The following is a 14,515-nucleotide window of genomic DNA, read 5'->3' on the forward strand; positions in this document are numbered from 1 at the left end:
CAGCCGACGTGTGGGCGGGGATGCGGCTGCCGTTGCTGCCTCCGGTCGGCCAGGTGTTCCTCGCCTGGTCGGGGGCGGGTTCGGGGGAGATACGGCGCTGGCTCGACCGTACGTCCGTGGGCGCTCCGCTGACCGGCCATCTGGACACGGCGATGGCGGTGGTACGGGAGCGGGGCTGGTCCGCGAACCGTGACACCCCCGCTCGGCGTGCCCTGGGCGAGACCCTGGCCCGGCTGGCGGACGCGCCGAGAAGTGAAGAACTGCGCTCCCGCGTGGCCGAGTCGGTGGTGTCGCTCGGTGACGACTACGAGCTGCTCACGGTGGAGCCGGGGGAGCGGTACCGGCTGACGACCCTGTCGGCGCCCGTCTTCGATCAGCACGGTGCGGTGGCGCTCGCGCTCACGGCGACCGGCCTGCCGGAACTCGACGGCGCACGGGTCCGTGAACTGGCCGGACAACTCACCGTGGTGGCGGGCGTGTTGGGTGAGGAGATCGGCGGGAGGCCACCGGTACTGTCGGCCGGGTGAAGATCATCGCCTGCCGCGCCGAGGACGTCGTACTCCTCGATGAGCACCTGCCGTCCGCCAGTGCCGACTCCCATCACTGCGCCCGCTTCGCGCGGCAGCAGGAGGGAGAGTCGACGTATCTGCTCGCCTGGCGGGACGAGGTCCCGGCCGGACATGCCGAGGTGCGCTGGAACGGGTGCGCGGCGCCGGAAGTACGGAAGGCCGTCGGCGCCTGTCCGGAGATCAACGGGCTTGCGGTGGCCGGGCACTTGAGGTCGCAGGGCATCGGCAGCGCCCTCGTCCGCGCGGCCGAGGACCTGGCCCGCGAGCGCGGCCTGCCCGCGATCGGTCTCGGTGTCGACGAGACCAATGCGCGGGCGGCGGCGCTGTACGCACGGCTCGGGTACCGGCCGGCCGTGCGGTACGTGGACCGCTGGGCCTATGTGGACCGGGGTGGGCTGCGAGTGGAGTGCGCGGATTCCTGCACGTTCCTGGTCAAGGAACTCCGGGCCTGAAAGGTTCTCGATCCGGGGGGCCGGCAGGGACTTCTACGGCTCGATGACGGTACGGCCGCCCGGCGGCAGCAGACGCAGACGGTCGCCCAGGCCGCGCTTGTCGAAGGCGGGGGCCAACGTGTCCCGGCCCTCGGTGAAGTGGGCCCACTGCTCGAAGTGCACCGGTACGACCGTGCCCGCGCCGAGCAGCTCGGCCGCGGCCGCCGCGTCCTCGCTCGAGAGCGTCAGATGGGCTCCGGGCACCACGGGGGTCTGCGCGGCGCCCGCGAAGAGCACGGCCACGTCCACGGAGGGGAAGCGGCCGGCGATCGAACGGACCACGTCGAGCGAGGCGTTGTCGCCGCTGACGTACACCGTCGGGAGTCCCTCGCCGGACAGGACGAAGCCGAGCACCGGACCGGTGAGCGGCTCCGAACCGTCCGGGCCGTGCTGCGCGGGCACCGCGGTGACGGTGAGGGTCCCTCCGTCCGGGCGGGCGACCTCGGTCGTTTCCCATGGGGCGAGCGCCCGCACCGGACCGCCGAGCCGCTCGCGGGCGGCCGCCGTCGACAGGGCGAGGGGCTGACGGGCGAGCCATGCGCGGCCCCCGTGGTCCAGGTTGTCGGGGTGCTGGTCATGCGAGAGCAGCACCGCGTCGACCAGGCCCACCTCCTCCGCGTCGAGCCCGGGACTGCCCGTCTTGACCAGCTTGCGCGCGCCGATCGGATACTCGCCCGGCGGGTCGAACGTGGGGTCGGTGAGGAGGCGGACCCCGGCCAGTTCGAGCAGGGCCGTGGGGCCGCCGAGATAGGTGACGGTCAGTGCTGCGGTCATGGACGGATCATGCAACTGCCGTACGGAGCCGGTCCAATGGGATTCACATGCTGATACCGGGACCCCTCCCCGTCACCCCTCAGCGCCTCAGGGCTCACCTGCCGGTAACGGGCGCCCACCCCCTCAGAGCCTCCGCGACCCCCTCCGCGATCAGCCGGTGCCCCTCGTCGCCGGGATGGACACCGTCGACGAGATGCTCCGCGCCGATCAGCCGCGCACCCGGAAGCACCCGCAGGTGCTTGTCGGCCGTGTCCGCCACCGCGCGCTCCTGGGCGGCCCGCAGGCCGCCAAGGGTCGCGCCGAGGGCGTTGGGGGAGTGCTCGGCGTCCGGGCGTACGACCGGCGAGACGACCAGGACCGGGACGTCCGGGTGGGCAGCTCGCACGATGGCCAGGAACGCGCGCGTCGTCTCGTACAGGAGCTCGGCCGAACTCGGCGTACGGCTCCAGCAGTTGGTGCCGAAGGCCACGGTGATCACAGCGGCCGGCAGGGAGGCGAGCTGCTGTGCAGAGGCGAGCTCGCCGCGTGCCGCCCCCGCGTAGCCGAGGTTGACGGTGTCCAGGCCGAGCGCCCGCCCGACGCGCGCCGGCCAGGCGAGGTGCGGGCGTGAGGTCGTCCAGCCCTCACTGATCGAGTCGCCGTACACCAGCCAGCGCGGGCGGGCGGGCGCGGGATCGAGGGTGCCTCCCACCGGATGCACGCAGTGGACCACCGGACGCAGTACCTCCGGCAGATGCAGCGTGAACTCCCCTTCCAGGGCCGCCTCAAGACGTACGAGTCGATCCTGCCCCGCCGCGCCGGCCGCCTCCGCCACCACTTCCTCGCCCCGGAGCAGCGTGAAGACCGGCTCGGTGCGCCGGTACGAGTCGGCGACCAGCGGCTCCGTACCGGAGTACGTCACCTCGACACCCGACGCGCCCGCCGCCACGAACTCGTACCGCACCCCCGCCGGCACCGTCGCCCGCTCCCAGGTGTCCAGGGGCAGGCGGTCCCGGTCGGCGGGATCCGCACGTACGGGAGCACCCTCGCCGGACAGCCAACTCACCCCGCGCAGCCACTCGTTCACTTCGCACCGCCGATCGTCGGATACGGGAACTTCACGCCCACGCCGCCGTCCACCACCAGCGTCTGGCCCGTGACGTACGAGGACAGCGGGGAGGCGAGGAAGAGCAGCGCGGCGGCGATGTCGGAGGTCTCGGCGACCCGGCCGAGCGGGGCGTTGGCCGCGTTGCGGGCGCGGCCGTCCTCACCCAGCAGGCCGGCCACGCGCGGGGTCCAGACGACGCCCGGCGCCACGGCGTTGACGCGGACACCGCGCGCGCCGTACTCCACCGCCGCCGAGCGGACCAGGGAGACCAGACCCGCCTTCGCCGCGCCGTACGCCGCGTGCAGCGGCGCCGCGGTCAGACCCGAGACCGAGGCCACGAACGCCAGCGACCCGCCGCCCGACGCGGCCACCGCCTCGGCCCCGTACTCGATGGCGAGCCGGGCATGGCGCAGCACGATGTCGAAGTGCCAGTCCCACTCCTCGTCGTCCAGCTCCGCGAGCGCCTTGTAGCGGGCCATGCCCACGATGTCCACGACGCCGTGCACAGCGCCCAACTCCCGTACGGAATCGGCGAAGAGCCCACGGACGGCGTCCCGCCTGGTCACATCCGCCGCATAGGCGAGCGAGCCCGTCTCGGCCGCGACCGCCTCGGCCCGCTGCTTGTCGATGTCCACGCAGACCACGCGCGCGCCCGATGCGGTGAGCGCGTGCGCGGTCTGCCGTCCGATGCCGTTGCCCGCGCCGAGCAGCACGAAGCCACGGCCGTCCAGGCGCGAAAGCCCCGGATAGTCGGGAACGGGGGAGTCGTCGAGGGGAGTCCCGGGCCCCGCGCCCGCCCCCGGCGCCACATCGGCGCCGCTCATACCGGCCGCCGCGGCTGGTAGGCCGCGAGCTCCGGGATGACTTCCTTGCCCAGGATCTCGATGGTCCGCAGGATCTCCTGGTGCTCCAGATAGCCCCACTGGACGTAGCAGATCAGCTGGTCGATACCGAGGTCCGCGTAGTGCTTGGCCTTGCGGATGACCGTCTCCGCGTCGCCGATCAGGATCATGTCGCCGTCGTTGAACTCCTGGACGGGGACGGTCCCTTCGAGGATCGGGTTGAGGAACGGGAAGGTCCGCTCGCGCTCCTCGGGCGAGAGGTGGGGCAGCTCCCAGTCGAGGGTGAACTGGGCCAGATTGCTGTACCACCAGGCCACCGAGTCCCAGACGCGCTTCGAGGGCTTGTCCGCGACATGCACGAGCGTGTACGCGCTGACGCGGTTCGTCGTGACATCGGTGAGCGGGGACGGATCAAGGGCGGCCCGGCGGTACGCCTCGACCTGCTGGGCCATCTTCTCGAGCGGCTGCATGATCGAGAACGAGAGCAGCCCCATCCCGGCCTGGCCCGCGACCTCCGCGGAGCCCGCCGAGGTCGCCGCCATCCAGGCGGGCGGATGCGGATCCTGTACGGGCTTGGGCGTGACCATGCGGCGCGGGAACGAGAAGCGCGGGGACTCGTAGGAGAAGTACTCCTCGCGCCACATCCCCGTGACGATCTCGATCGCCTCGCGCCAGTCCGCCCGCGACAGCTCACGGTCCACGCCGAACGCCGTCTGCTCCATCGGCGTCGAGCGCCCGGTGCCCCACTCGACCCGGCCGCCGGACAGGATATCGACCGCCGCGACCTTCTCGGCGATGCGCTGCGGGGGCGTGAACCCGAAAGGCGTCAGGGTCACGCCGAAGCCGAGGCGTATCCGCTCGGTCAGCGCCCCCAGGTGGCCGAGCAGCACCTCCGGCGCCGGACAGTGCGAGCGGCCCTCGCGGAAGTGGTGCTCGACCGCCCAGACCGTACGGAAGCCCACCCGGTCCGCGAGGCGTATCTGCTCGACGGCCTCGCGGTAGGCGCGCTGCTCGGCCTCGCGCTGGCCGTAGGGGTGCGGCCCGTTCCAGGGCTTGGGCACATCGATCTCGTACAGGACATCCAGATCCATCCGGGCCACTCCTCCATCTTTTCGAGATGCGGGATCTCGTTTCGAGATGCCGGTTTTCGAAATGCCGAAAGATGCCGCGCTCGGGCGGCGAGGAGGATGAGCGAGCCCGGCGGATGTGTCAATGCTCACAGCGGTACGGGCTGTCGAGTGGCGGCGCGCAACGAACTGCCGTATTCCGGACGGAAACGCCGGAATCTTTCCCTCCGGTCGTCGATTCGCTGCGTTACGCAAGTGAATGCGGCACGCCGTATGGTCTTGCGGTCCCCCCACAGCCCACCGAGGAGTTCCCAGGTGTCCGTCGCGCCGCCCCCTGTCACCGGCCCGTCCCTGTTCGGCAGTCTGATGCGCCGTAAGCCGGTCGAGCGTCTGGTCGCCGAAGGAGGTCATGGCGAGGGCGGTGGACTGCGCCGCACCATGGGCATGTGGCAGCTGACGATGATCAGCATCGGCGCCACGCTCGGCACCGGCATCTTCGTGGTGCTCGGCGAGGCCGTGCCCAAGGCCGGTCCCGCCGTCACGCTGTCCTTCGTGATCGCCGGTCTGACGGCGCTGTTCTCGGCCCTCTCGTACGCCGAGCTGGCCGGCACCATCCCCGTCGCAGGCTCCTCCTACTCCTATGCGTACGCAACGCTGGGCGAAGTCATCGCCTGGATCTGCGGCTGGTGTCTGATCCTCGAGTACGGCGTCTCGATCGCGGCGGTGGCCGTCGGCTGGGGCGAGTACCTCAACGAGTTCCTGAACGGAACGATCGGCGTCACGATCCCGGACGCGCTCGCCGCGCCGCCCGGCGACGGCGGTGTGATCAACCTGCCGTCGCTGATCCTCGTCCTGCTCGCGGGCGTCGTGCTGCTCGGCGGCTCGAAGGAGTCCGCCCGGGTCAACGCCATCATGGTCGGTGTGAAGATCGCGGCGCTGCTGCTCTTCTGCGCGGTCGGCCTGACCGGCTTCCAGTCCGGCAACTACGAGGACTTCATGCCGCTGGGCATGGCCGGTGTCAGCGGCGCGGCCGCGACCCTGTTCTTCTCGTACATCGGCTTCGACGCCGCCTCCACGGCCGGCGAGGAGGCGAAGAACCCGCAGCGCGATCTGCCGCGCGCGATCCTGCTCTCGCTCGGCATCGTCACCGCCCTGTACGTCCTGGTCGCCTTCGTGGCCATCGGCGCGCGGCCCTGGGAGGGCTTCACCGACACCGAGGCCACCCTCGCCGCGATCATGAACGAGGTCACCGGGCAGACCTTCTGGGGCACGGTCCTCGCGGGCGGAGCGGTGATCGCCATCGCCTCCGTCGTGCTCGCGGTGCTCTACGGCCAGACCCGCATCCTCTTCGCGATGTCCCGCGACGGCCTGGTCCCCAAGTCCTTCGCCAAGGTCCACGCGCGTACGGGCGTGCCGCGGATCAACACGATCTGGGTCTCGCTGTTCTGCGGTGTGCTCGCCGCCGCCATCCCGCTCGGCGAACTCGCCGACGCCACCAGCATCGGCACGCTCTTCGCCTTCGCCCTGGTCAATGTCTCCGTCCTGGTACTGCGCCGGACCCGGCCGAATCTGAAGCGCACCTTCCGGGTGCCGTTCGCTCCGCTGTTCCCGCTGATCGGCTTCGGTCTGTGCGTGTGGATGATGGTGTCGCTGCGGGCCATCACCTGGACGGTGTTCGGCCTGTGGATGGCGGTCGGCCTCGCGATCTACTTCGCGTACGGCCGCAGCCGCTCGCGTCTGGCCGTGGAGGCGGTCGGCGCCCCTGCGACCGAGGAGAAGTGACCCGCCCGCCGTGCTGAACGAGCTCGATGAACGCATCGTCCACGCCCTGGCCGAGGACGCCCGGCGCTCCTTCGCCGACATCGGCCAGCTGGTCGGCCTGTCCGCGCCCGCGGTGAAGCGGCGGGTCGACCGGCTGCGGGCGAGCGGTGCGATCACCGGGTTCACGGTGCGGGTCGACCCCTCGGCGCTCGGCTGGCAGACGGAGGGCTTCGTCGAGATCTACTGCCGCAGCCAGACGTCTCCCGACGCGATCCGCGCGGGGCTCGAGCGCTATCCGGAGATCGCCTCCGCGTCGACGGTCACAGGGGAGGCGGATGCGGTGGTGCAGATCTTCGCGGCGGATATGCGGCACTTCGAGCAGGTCCTCGAGAAGATCGCGGGGGAGTCGTTCGTGGAGCGGACCAAGTCGGTGCTCGTGCTGTCGCCGCTGCTGCGTCGGTACTCCTCGGGGGCGCCGCGGTAGGAGCCCGGCTCGGACGCAACGAATCACCGCTCGGACCGTCTTTCGCGCAACAAACAGCACAGCAATGCGCAATGGACGCGTCTTGTCGCGGTCCGGCGCGTGAACGTACCTTCAAGGCGTCCCCGCAGCACCTTCCGCACCACCGAGGTCCGCCCATGCCGCCGTTGCGCACCGCCCTGCTCCAGAACTCCGGAACTCCCGGCGATGTGCAGGCCAATCTGGCGCTCCTCGCCGAGACCGCGGAGCGCGCCGCCGCCGTCGGCGCGGGTCTGCTGATCTGCCCGGAGATGTTCCTGACCGGGTACGCGATCGGCGACGACGTCTCACGGCTCGCGGAGCCCGCCGACGGCCCCTCCGCACAGGCGATCGCCGCGACCGCCGCCCGCCACGGTCTCGCGATCGTCTACGGCTACCCCGAGCGCGACGGCGAGCACGTCTACAACGCCGCGCGCCTCGTCGGCCCGGACGGCTCCGCGCTCGCCGACTACCGCAAGACCCACCTCTTCGGCGGCTTCGAGCAGCAGCACTTCACCGCGGGCGACCAGACCGTCGTGCAGGCCGAACTCGGCGGCCTCCGCGTCGGGATCATGATCTGTTACGACGTGGAGTTCCCGGAGAACGTACGGGCGCACGCCCTCGCCGGCACGGACCTCCTCCTGGTGCCGACCGCGCAGATGCACCCCTTCCAGTTCGTCGCCGAATCGCTCGTACCGGTACGGGCCTTCGAGAACCAGATGTACGTGGCGTATGTGAACCGGGCCGGTGCGGAAGGCGAGTTCGAGTTCGTGGGCCTGTCCACGCTCGTCGGTCCCGACGGCATCGCCCGCACCCGGGGCGGGCGCGGCCCGGAGCTCCTCTTCGCCGACGTGGACCCGGAGTTCCTCGCCGCCTCGCGCGCCGAGAACCCGTATCTGCGCGACCGGCGCCCGGGCCTCTACGGCTCCCTGATCTGACCCTGCCGTCCCTCAAGCTCTCAAGCACCTTTTCTGCAAGGAGTCCGTACCCCATGACGTCCACGGTGCCCACGGCCGTCCAGCACACCTCGGCGACGCAGCCGCCGATCACGATGTTCGGTCCGGACTTCCCGTACGCGTACGACGACTTCCTCGCGCACCCGGCGGGCCTCGGTCAGATACCCGCGACCGAGCACGGCCAGGAGGTCGCCGTCATAGGCGGCGGTCTGTCCGGCATCATCGCCGCGTACGAGCTGATGAAGATGGGTCTCAAGCCCGTCGTCTACGAGGCGGACCAGATCGGCGGGCGGCTGCGCACGGTCGGCTTCGAGGGCTGCGACCCCGAACTCACCGCCGAGATGGGCGCGATGCGCTTCCCGCCCTCCTCGACCGCGCTCCAGCACTACATCGACCTGGTGGGCCTGGAGACCAAGCCGTTCCCCAACCCCCTTGCGGAGTCCACCCCTTCGACGGTCGTCGACCTCAAGGGCGAGTCGCACTACGCCACGTCGGTGGACGATCTGCCGCAGGTCTACCGCGACGTGATGAACGCCTGGAACGCCTGTCTGGAGGAGGGCGCCGACTTCTCCGCCATGAACCGCGCCCTGCGCGAGCGCGACATCCCCACCATCCGCAGGATCTGGGCGCAGCTGGTCGAGAAGCTCGACAACCAGACCTTCTACGGTTTCCTCTGCGACTCGGAGTCCTTCAAGTCCTTCCGGCACCGCGAGATCTTCGGCCAGGTCGGCTTCGGCACCGGCGGCTGGGACACCGACTTCCCCAACTCCATCCTGGAGATCCTGCGCGTCGTCTACACCGAGGCCGACGACCACCACCGCGGCATCGTCGGCGGCAGCCAGCAGCTGCCGCTCAGGCTCTGGGAGCGCACCCCCGAGAAGATCCTCCACTGGGGGTACGGGACCTCGCTGAGCACCCTGCACGAGGGCGGCGAACCGCGCCCCGCCGTGACCCGCCTGCACCGCACCGCCGGCAACCGCGTGACCGTGACGGACGCGAGCGGCGACATCCGTACCTACCGTGCGGCCGTCTTCACCGCGCAGTCCTGGATGCTGCTCTCGAAGATCGCCTGCGACGACTCGCTCTTCCCGATCGACCACTGGACGGCGATCGAGCGGACCCACTACATGGAGTCCAGCAAGCTGTTCGTGCCCGTCGACCGGCCGTTCTGGCTGGACAAGGACGAGGTGACTGGCCGGGACGTCATGTCGATGACCCTCACCGACCGTATGACGCGCGGGACTTACCTGCTCGACAACGGCCCCGACAAGCCCGCCGTCATCTGCCTCTCGTACACCTGGTGCGACGACAGCCTCAAGTGGCTGCCGCTGTCCGCGAACGAGCGGATGGAGGTCATGCTGAAGTCGCTCGGCGAGATCTACCCGAACGTCGACATCCGCGGCCACATCATCGGCAACCCCGTCACCGTCTCGTGGGAGAACGAGCCCTACTTCATGGGCGCGTTCAAGGCCAACCTGCCGGGCCACTACCGCTATCAGCGGCGCCTGTTCACGCACTTCATGCAGGACCGCCTGCCGGACGACAAGCGCGGGCTCTTCCTGGCCGGCGACGACATCTCGTGGACGGCCGGCTGGGCCGAAGGCGCCGTACAGACCGCGCTCAACGCGGTGTGGGGCGTCATGCACCAGTTCGGCGGCGCCACCGACCCGGCCAACCCCGGGCCCGGTGATCTCTTCGACGAGATCGCGCCGGTGGAGCTGCCCGAGGACTGACCGGGTCCCGGCGAAGGGTCAGAGCCCGGACGCGGCCACGGCTTCGTACACCGCGGCCGCCCGGTCCTTCAGTTCCTCGCCGTCCCGGGCGCCGTTCTGCAGATCGAAGAAGTAGGTGCCCGGGACGACCTGCGCGTGCGCGGCGAGGTCTTCGACGAGCTGGTCGAGGCTGCCCTGGAAGGGCTCCCGGTCGTCGCCCTCGTACGGCTTGTCGAGGAGGCGGGCGTTGATGCGGACGGTCACGTCGACCGGCCGCTCGCGGCCGTGCTCGGCGGCCATATCCCGCACGCCCTGCCAGGCTGCGGCCAGTTGGGGTGCGCCCATCGCGATCGGCATCCAGCCGTCCGCGCGCCGTACCAGGCGCCGCGTCGCGCGCGGGCTGAACGCCGGGAGGTGGACGGGGATGGGGCGGACCGGTTTGGGGCCGACCTCGGACGGCACGATCTGCGTCAGCTCACCCTCGTACGCGACCGGGTCGGGACCCCAGACGGCGGCGCACACGTCGAGCAGCTCGTCGAGGACCTGGCCGCGCCGGGAGAACGGCGCGACGCCCTGGGCCGCGTACTCGTCGTGTGCCCAGCCGGTGCCCAGGCCCGCCACCACCCGGCCGCCGCTCGCACGGTCCAGCGTGGCGAGCGCGCGGGCGAGTTCGAACGGGACGTGCAGCGGGGCGACCAGGACGCTGGTGCCCAGCTGTACGCGTTCGGTCACGGCGGCCGCGAGGGTGAGCGAGACCAGTGGTTCGGCGACCGAACGGTACGCGTCGGGCCAGGGCAGCCCTTCGATTCCGGCCAGGCCCTGCCGCATGGGTGTCGGGAACAGCACCCGCTCGAACACCCAGACACTCTCGTAACCGATGTCCTCCGCGGCCCGTGCCACCGCGGGGATGTCGCGGCCGATGTCGAACTGCTTCATCTGCGGGAGCGAAAGACCGAGCCGGATCGCCATACCTGACCTCCTGGTGGATGTGCCGCGCACAACGCGTCTGCCGTCCCGCCTATTTCACCGGACGCCGTCGTCCGAGGTCACCGGCACGGGTCAGCGCCACGGGGTCAGCAGGCACCGCCCCACCAGACCGACACCCGCATCCATCCGCTGGGTGAACTCCTCGGCCAGCTCCGGCAGTTCACGCAGCCCCCATAGCACCCGCGCCGCCGACCACGCCGCGTCCCGTGCACGCTCCAGGCTCCAGGAGCCGAGCAGATGCGTGAGCGGATCGGCCACCTGGAGCAGATCGGGACCGGGCATCAGCTCCTCGCGGATGCGCTCCTCCAGAGCGACGAGGACCTCGCCGACCCGGTCGAACTCGTCCTCGATCATGCGGGGTTCGCAGTCGAGGCTACGACAGGTGTCCACGACGGCCAGCGCAAGATCGTGACCGATGTGCGCATTGATGCCCGCGAGCGCGAACTGCAGCGGTCGTACGCCGCGATGGCCCCGGTACTGGAACAGCGGCCGCCAGCACGCGGGTGGACGGCCGCCTTCCGCCGCGGCGTCGATGACGTCCAAGTACCGCCCGGCGAACCGGATATCGAGCGTCTGTGCGGCTACGACGTCGGGGAACTCGCCCCCGCGCAGACGTGTGTCGATCTCCTCGGTGACCGCCAGATACACCCGGTTGAAGACGGCCACGCCATCCGTCTGCGGCCACCGGGCGTCCAGGGCGCGCATCCGCGCCGCTACGGCCGTGACATGGGGGGTGTCTGCTGTGAACTGACCGGTCTGCGCCATGCACGCAGCGTCCCAGCCGTAGGCTGCGAGGAGGTCCGCCGGGCCGGGAGCTTCGCCGGATCGGGGGAACGGGGCGCCCGCGGGCCGGGTACGGGAACAGCAAGGGTGGGGGGAAGAGCGACGTGCAAGGCGTACGCGCGCAGCGCCGGGCCGAACGCGCCGAGCGCAGACGGACACATCTGCGCCATGGCATGGCCGCCGCGGCCTCGCTGGTCGTGGTGATCGGTACGGTCACCGGCGTGCTGGCCGACGGCGGGGGGACGGCGGACGAGGCCGCGCCCAAGGAGACCCGGGCGCCGAGGCTGGAGCCGCTGCCCGCGGTGCCGACACCTTCCGCGTCCGCGAGCCCGTCGAAGTCCCCGAAGCCGTCCACGTCGCCGTCGAAGAAGCCGCGTACGAAGGCACCCAAGGAGAAGGCGCAGTCCTCCGTGTCCAACGGGCTCTATCTGCACGGCCAGTCCCAGGTGCTCGACTGGGTGCGGGCCAACCGCGACGACCCCCGCCGGCCCCTGATAGAGGCGCAGATAGCCGACCGCCCGGCCGCCGTCTGGTTCGCCGACTACAGCCCCGACACGATCACCTCCCGGGTACGGGCCGTGACCTCGGGCGCCTCGGCGCGCGGCCAGGTGCCCACGGTGGTGGCGTACGGCATCCCGGACCGGGACTGCGGCGGGCACTCGCAGGGCGGGGCGCCCGATCTCGGGGCGTACGACGGGTGGATCGAGAAGTTCGCGGCGGGGCTCGGCTCCTCCGAGGTCATCGTGATACTCGAACCCGACTCGCTGGCCCAGTTCGAGTGTCTCGACGCGGGGCAACGCAGCGCGCGCTTCGCCTCGTTGGCACGCGCGGGCCGCACCCTGAAGGCCGCCAACCCCCGGGCGCGGGTCTACTACGACGCGGGCCACTCCGGCTGGAACTCCGCGGCGAAACAGGCCTCCGCGCTACGGCAGGCGGGCGCCGCCTCGGCGGCCTCGTCGGACGGCGTCTTCACGAACGTCTCGAACTTCCACCGCACGGACGACGAAGTCGGCTACGCGCAGTCCGTCCTGAACGCGCTCGGCGGCCCGTCCGGTCTCGGCGCCGTGATCGACACCAGCCGCAACGGCAACGGACCGCCGCCCGCCGGCGAGTGGTGCGATCCGGCGGGCCGCAAGCTCGGCCGCCCGCCGACGCTCTCCACCGGCCGGTCCCGGATCGACGCGTATCTCTGGATCAAGCTGCCGGGGGAGTCCGACGGCTGCAAGGGCAAGCCGGGGATGTTCACGCCCAGTTACGCGTACGACCTGGTGACCGGCGGCTGATCAGCTCTTCGTCCCTTCGTCGGCCGACGTGCCCTCGTACCGCGAAGTGCCCTCGTCGAGCAGTGGTTCGCGGCTCTGCTTCATGTACGCGGGGGCGAAAGCGCGCAGCACGTGATAGCCGGTGATGACGACCAGGGTGCCCAGGGCGATCCCGCTGAGCTCGAAGGTGTCCGTGAACTTCAGGCTGACCCCGCCGGTGCCGATGATGATGCCCGCCGCGGCCGGCACCAGATTCAGCGGATTGCGCAGATCCACCCGGGAGTTGATCCAGATCTGCGCACCGAGCAGACCGATCATTCCGTACAGGATCACGGTGATGCCGCCGAGCACCCCGCCCGGGATGGCAGCGACGATGGCGCCGACCTTGGGGCAGAGTCCGAAGAGCAGGGCGAAGAACGCTGCGGCCCAGTAGGCGGCCGTCGAGTAGACGCGGGTCGCGGCCATGACGCCGATGTTCTCGGCGTACGTGGTGTTCGGCGGGCCGCCCACCGCGGTGGAGAGCATCGAGGCGGCGCCGTCCGCGGAGATCGCGGTGCCCAGCTTGTCGTCGAGGTTGTCGCCGGTCATCTCGCCGACGGCCTTGACATGTCCGGCGTTCTCGGCGATGAGGGCGATCACCACGGGCAGCGCCACGAGGATCGCGGACCACTCGAAGGACGGGCCGTGGAAGTTCGGCAGGCCGATCCAGTCCGCCTTGCCGACCGCCGACAGGTCGAGCCGCCAGTGATCGGTGGCCGCGCCGCCGCCGACCACCGAGTTGATCTTCCCGAAGACGCGGTCGAAGACCCAGGAGACCGCGTATCCGAAGATCAGGCCGAGGAAGATCGCGATACGGGCCCAGAAACCGCGCAGGCACACCACGGCCAAACCGGTGAACAGCATCGTCAGGAGGGCCACCCACTGGTCCTGCGGCCAGTACGTCGACGCGGTCACCGGCGCCAGGTTGAAACCGATCAGCATGACCACCGCGCCGGTCACCACCGGCGGCATCGCGGCGTGGATGATCCGCGCCCCGAACTTCCGCACGGCGAGACCGACCAGGAACAGCGCGGCGCCCACGACGAGCACCGCTCCGGTGACCGTGGCGCTGCTGCCGCCCTGCGCCCGGATGACGGCCGCGACACCCACGAACGACAGCGAACAGCCCAGGTAGCTGGGCACCTTGCCCCGGGTCGCCAGCAGGAAGATGACCGTCGCGACACCCGACATCATGATCGCGAGGTTGGGATCGAGTCCCATCAGGACGGGCGCGACGAACGACGCCCCGAACATCGCCACCACATGCTGCGCACCGAGACCGAAGGTGCGCGGCCAGGAGAGCCGTTCGTCGGGGCGGACCACCGCGCCGGGCGCCGGGGTGCGCCCGTCGCCGTGCAGGGTCCAGCGGACGCCGAGATTCATGGTGAGTGGTCTCTTTCCTCGCGCGGAGCCGTGATGATCCCCGCAATGTTAAGGCGCCGTACGTGTGTGCTCTTCTCGACGATTTGTCGGGATCGACGCAGGTGGCGTGGTGTGCGGCCGCTCGCAACGACCGAATACGGGAAACGTTGCGTAATTGGCCGAATCCGGTGAGTGGCCAAAATACTTTTAGAGGTATGGACCGCAGAGGCGGCTCGTCAGGGCCCTCTTGTCGGACTTCTGTGCGGGAATGGATCTCGCCACCTTTCACAGGGCCCCCACATTTCCCACCCCGGACGCACCACT

The 14,515-nt window shown here is 70.6% G+C and carries 14 protein-coding genes; 7 read left to right on the forward strand and 7 right to left on the reverse strand.

The annotated features are described in order from the left end of the window. Together G6045_RS15460 and G6045_RS15465 are read left to right on the forward strand one after the other, a co-directional pair. The coding region (locus tag G6045_RS15460) for an IclR family transcriptional regulator (RefSeq protein ID WP_206343775.1) at positions 1-527 on the forward strand (527 nt) is incomplete at its 5' end. After that, complete coding sequence (locus G6045_RS15465) at positions 524-1,021, forward strand: GNAT family N-acetyltransferase (protein ID WP_165332522.1); 498 nt, start codon at positions 524-526, stop codon at positions 1,019-1,021. The genes G6045_RS15460 and G6045_RS15465, both read left to right, overlap by 4 nt. Positions 1,022-1,054: 33 nt before the next feature. On the opposite strand, the gene G6045_RS15470 is transcribed toward G6045_RS15465, so the two are convergent. The 4 genes from G6045_RS15470 to G6045_RS15485 form a co-directional block, all read right to left on the reverse strand. Next, the gene (locus tag G6045_RS15470; protein WP_165332523.1) at positions 1,055-1,834 is read right to left on the reverse strand and encodes an MBL fold metallo-hydrolase; all 780 of its coding nucleotides are present in this window, start codon (positions 1,832-1,834) and stop codon (positions 1,055-1,057) included. A gap of 94 nt (positions 1,835-1,928) precedes the next feature. Next, a complete protein-coding gene (locus tag G6045_RS15475; protein ID WP_165332524.1) occupies positions 1,929-2,900 on the reverse strand; it encodes a GDSL-type esterase/lipase family protein in 972 nt (323 codons plus the stop codon). After that, positions 2,897-3,745, reverse strand: coding sequence for an SDR family NAD(P)-dependent oxidoreductase (locus G6045_RS15480; protein ID WP_165332525.1), 849 nt, complete (start codon positions 3,743-3,745; stop codon positions 2,897-2,899). The genes G6045_RS15475 and G6045_RS15480 overlap by 4 nt, the downstream gene beginning before the upstream one ends. After that, entirely contained in the window at positions 3,742-4,854 is a 1,113-nt protein-coding gene (locus G6045_RS15485; RefSeq protein WP_165332526.1) for an LLM class flavin-dependent oxidoreductase, read from the reverse strand. Before G6045_RS15485 ends, G6045_RS15480 begins: the two co-directional genes overlap by 4 nt. A gap of 342 nt (positions 4,855-5,196) precedes the next feature. Between G6045_RS15485 and G6045_RS15490 the strand changes: the two genes are divergently transcribed. The 4 genes from G6045_RS15490 to G6045_RS15505 all read left to right on the forward strand — a co-directional run bounded on the left by G6045_RS15490 (position 5,197) and on the right by G6045_RS15505 (position 9,779). Further along, positions 5,197-6,612 carry an amino acid permease gene (locus tag G6045_RS15490; RefSeq protein ID WP_235967929.1) on the forward strand — a complete coding sequence of 472 codons (1,416 nt, stop codon included), beginning with the start codon at positions 5,197-5,199 and terminating at the stop codon, positions 6,610-6,612. Positions 6,613-6,622: 10 nt separating this feature from the next. Beyond that, entirely contained in the window at positions 6,623-7,075 is a 453-nt protein-coding gene (locus tag G6045_RS15495) for an Lrp/AsnC family transcriptional regulator (protein ID WP_165332528.1), read from the forward strand. 155 nt (positions 7,076-7,230) lie between these two features. After that, entirely contained in the window at positions 7,231-8,028 is a 798-nt protein-coding gene (locus G6045_RS15500; RefSeq protein ID WP_206343776.1) for a carbon-nitrogen hydrolase family protein, read from the forward strand. Positions 8,029-8,081: 53 nt separating this feature from the next. Continuing rightward, on the forward strand, positions 8,082-9,779 hold the full coding sequence (locus G6045_RS15505) for a flavin monoamine oxidase family protein (RefSeq protein ID WP_165332529.1): 1,698 nt from the start codon (positions 8,082-8,084) through the stop codon (positions 9,777-9,779). Positions 9,780-9,797: 18 nt separating this feature from the next. Here the strand turns inward: G6045_RS15505 and G6045_RS15510 are convergent, their stop codons facing one another. Then, the gene (locus G6045_RS15510; RefSeq protein ID WP_165332530.1) at positions 9,798-10,727 is read right to left on the reverse strand and encodes an LLM class F420-dependent oxidoreductase; all 930 of its coding nucleotides are present in this window, start codon (positions 10,725-10,727) and stop codon (positions 9,798-9,800) included. Between the two features lie 90 nt (positions 10,728-10,817). Then, the gene (locus G6045_RS15515) at positions 10,818-11,510 is read right to left on the reverse strand and encodes a DUF5995 family protein (protein ID WP_165332531.1); all 693 of its coding nucleotides are present in this window, start codon (positions 11,508-11,510) and stop codon (positions 10,818-10,820) included. A 191-nt stretch (positions 11,511-11,701) separates the two neighbouring features. Here G6045_RS15515 and G6045_RS15520 point away from each other — a divergent pair, with 191 nt between their 5' ends. Next, entirely contained in the window at positions 11,702-12,811 is a 1,110-nt protein-coding gene (locus tag G6045_RS15520) for a glycoside hydrolase family 6 protein (protein WP_165332551.1), read from the forward strand. Here the strand turns inward: G6045_RS15520 and G6045_RS15525 are convergent, their stop codons facing one another. After that, positions 12,812-14,212 carry a uracil-xanthine permease family protein gene (locus G6045_RS15525; protein WP_165332532.1) on the reverse strand — a complete coding sequence of 467 codons (1,401 nt, stop codon included), beginning with the start codon at positions 14,210-14,212 and terminating at the stop codon, positions 12,812-12,814. Between the last annotated feature and the right edge of the window lie 303 nt (positions 14,213-14,515).

It is taken from the genome of Streptomyces mesophilus (assembly GCF_011044995.1).
Classification (GTDB): Bacteria; Actinomycetota; Actinomycetes; order Streptomycetales; family Streptomycetaceae; genus Streptomyces; species Streptomyces mesophilus.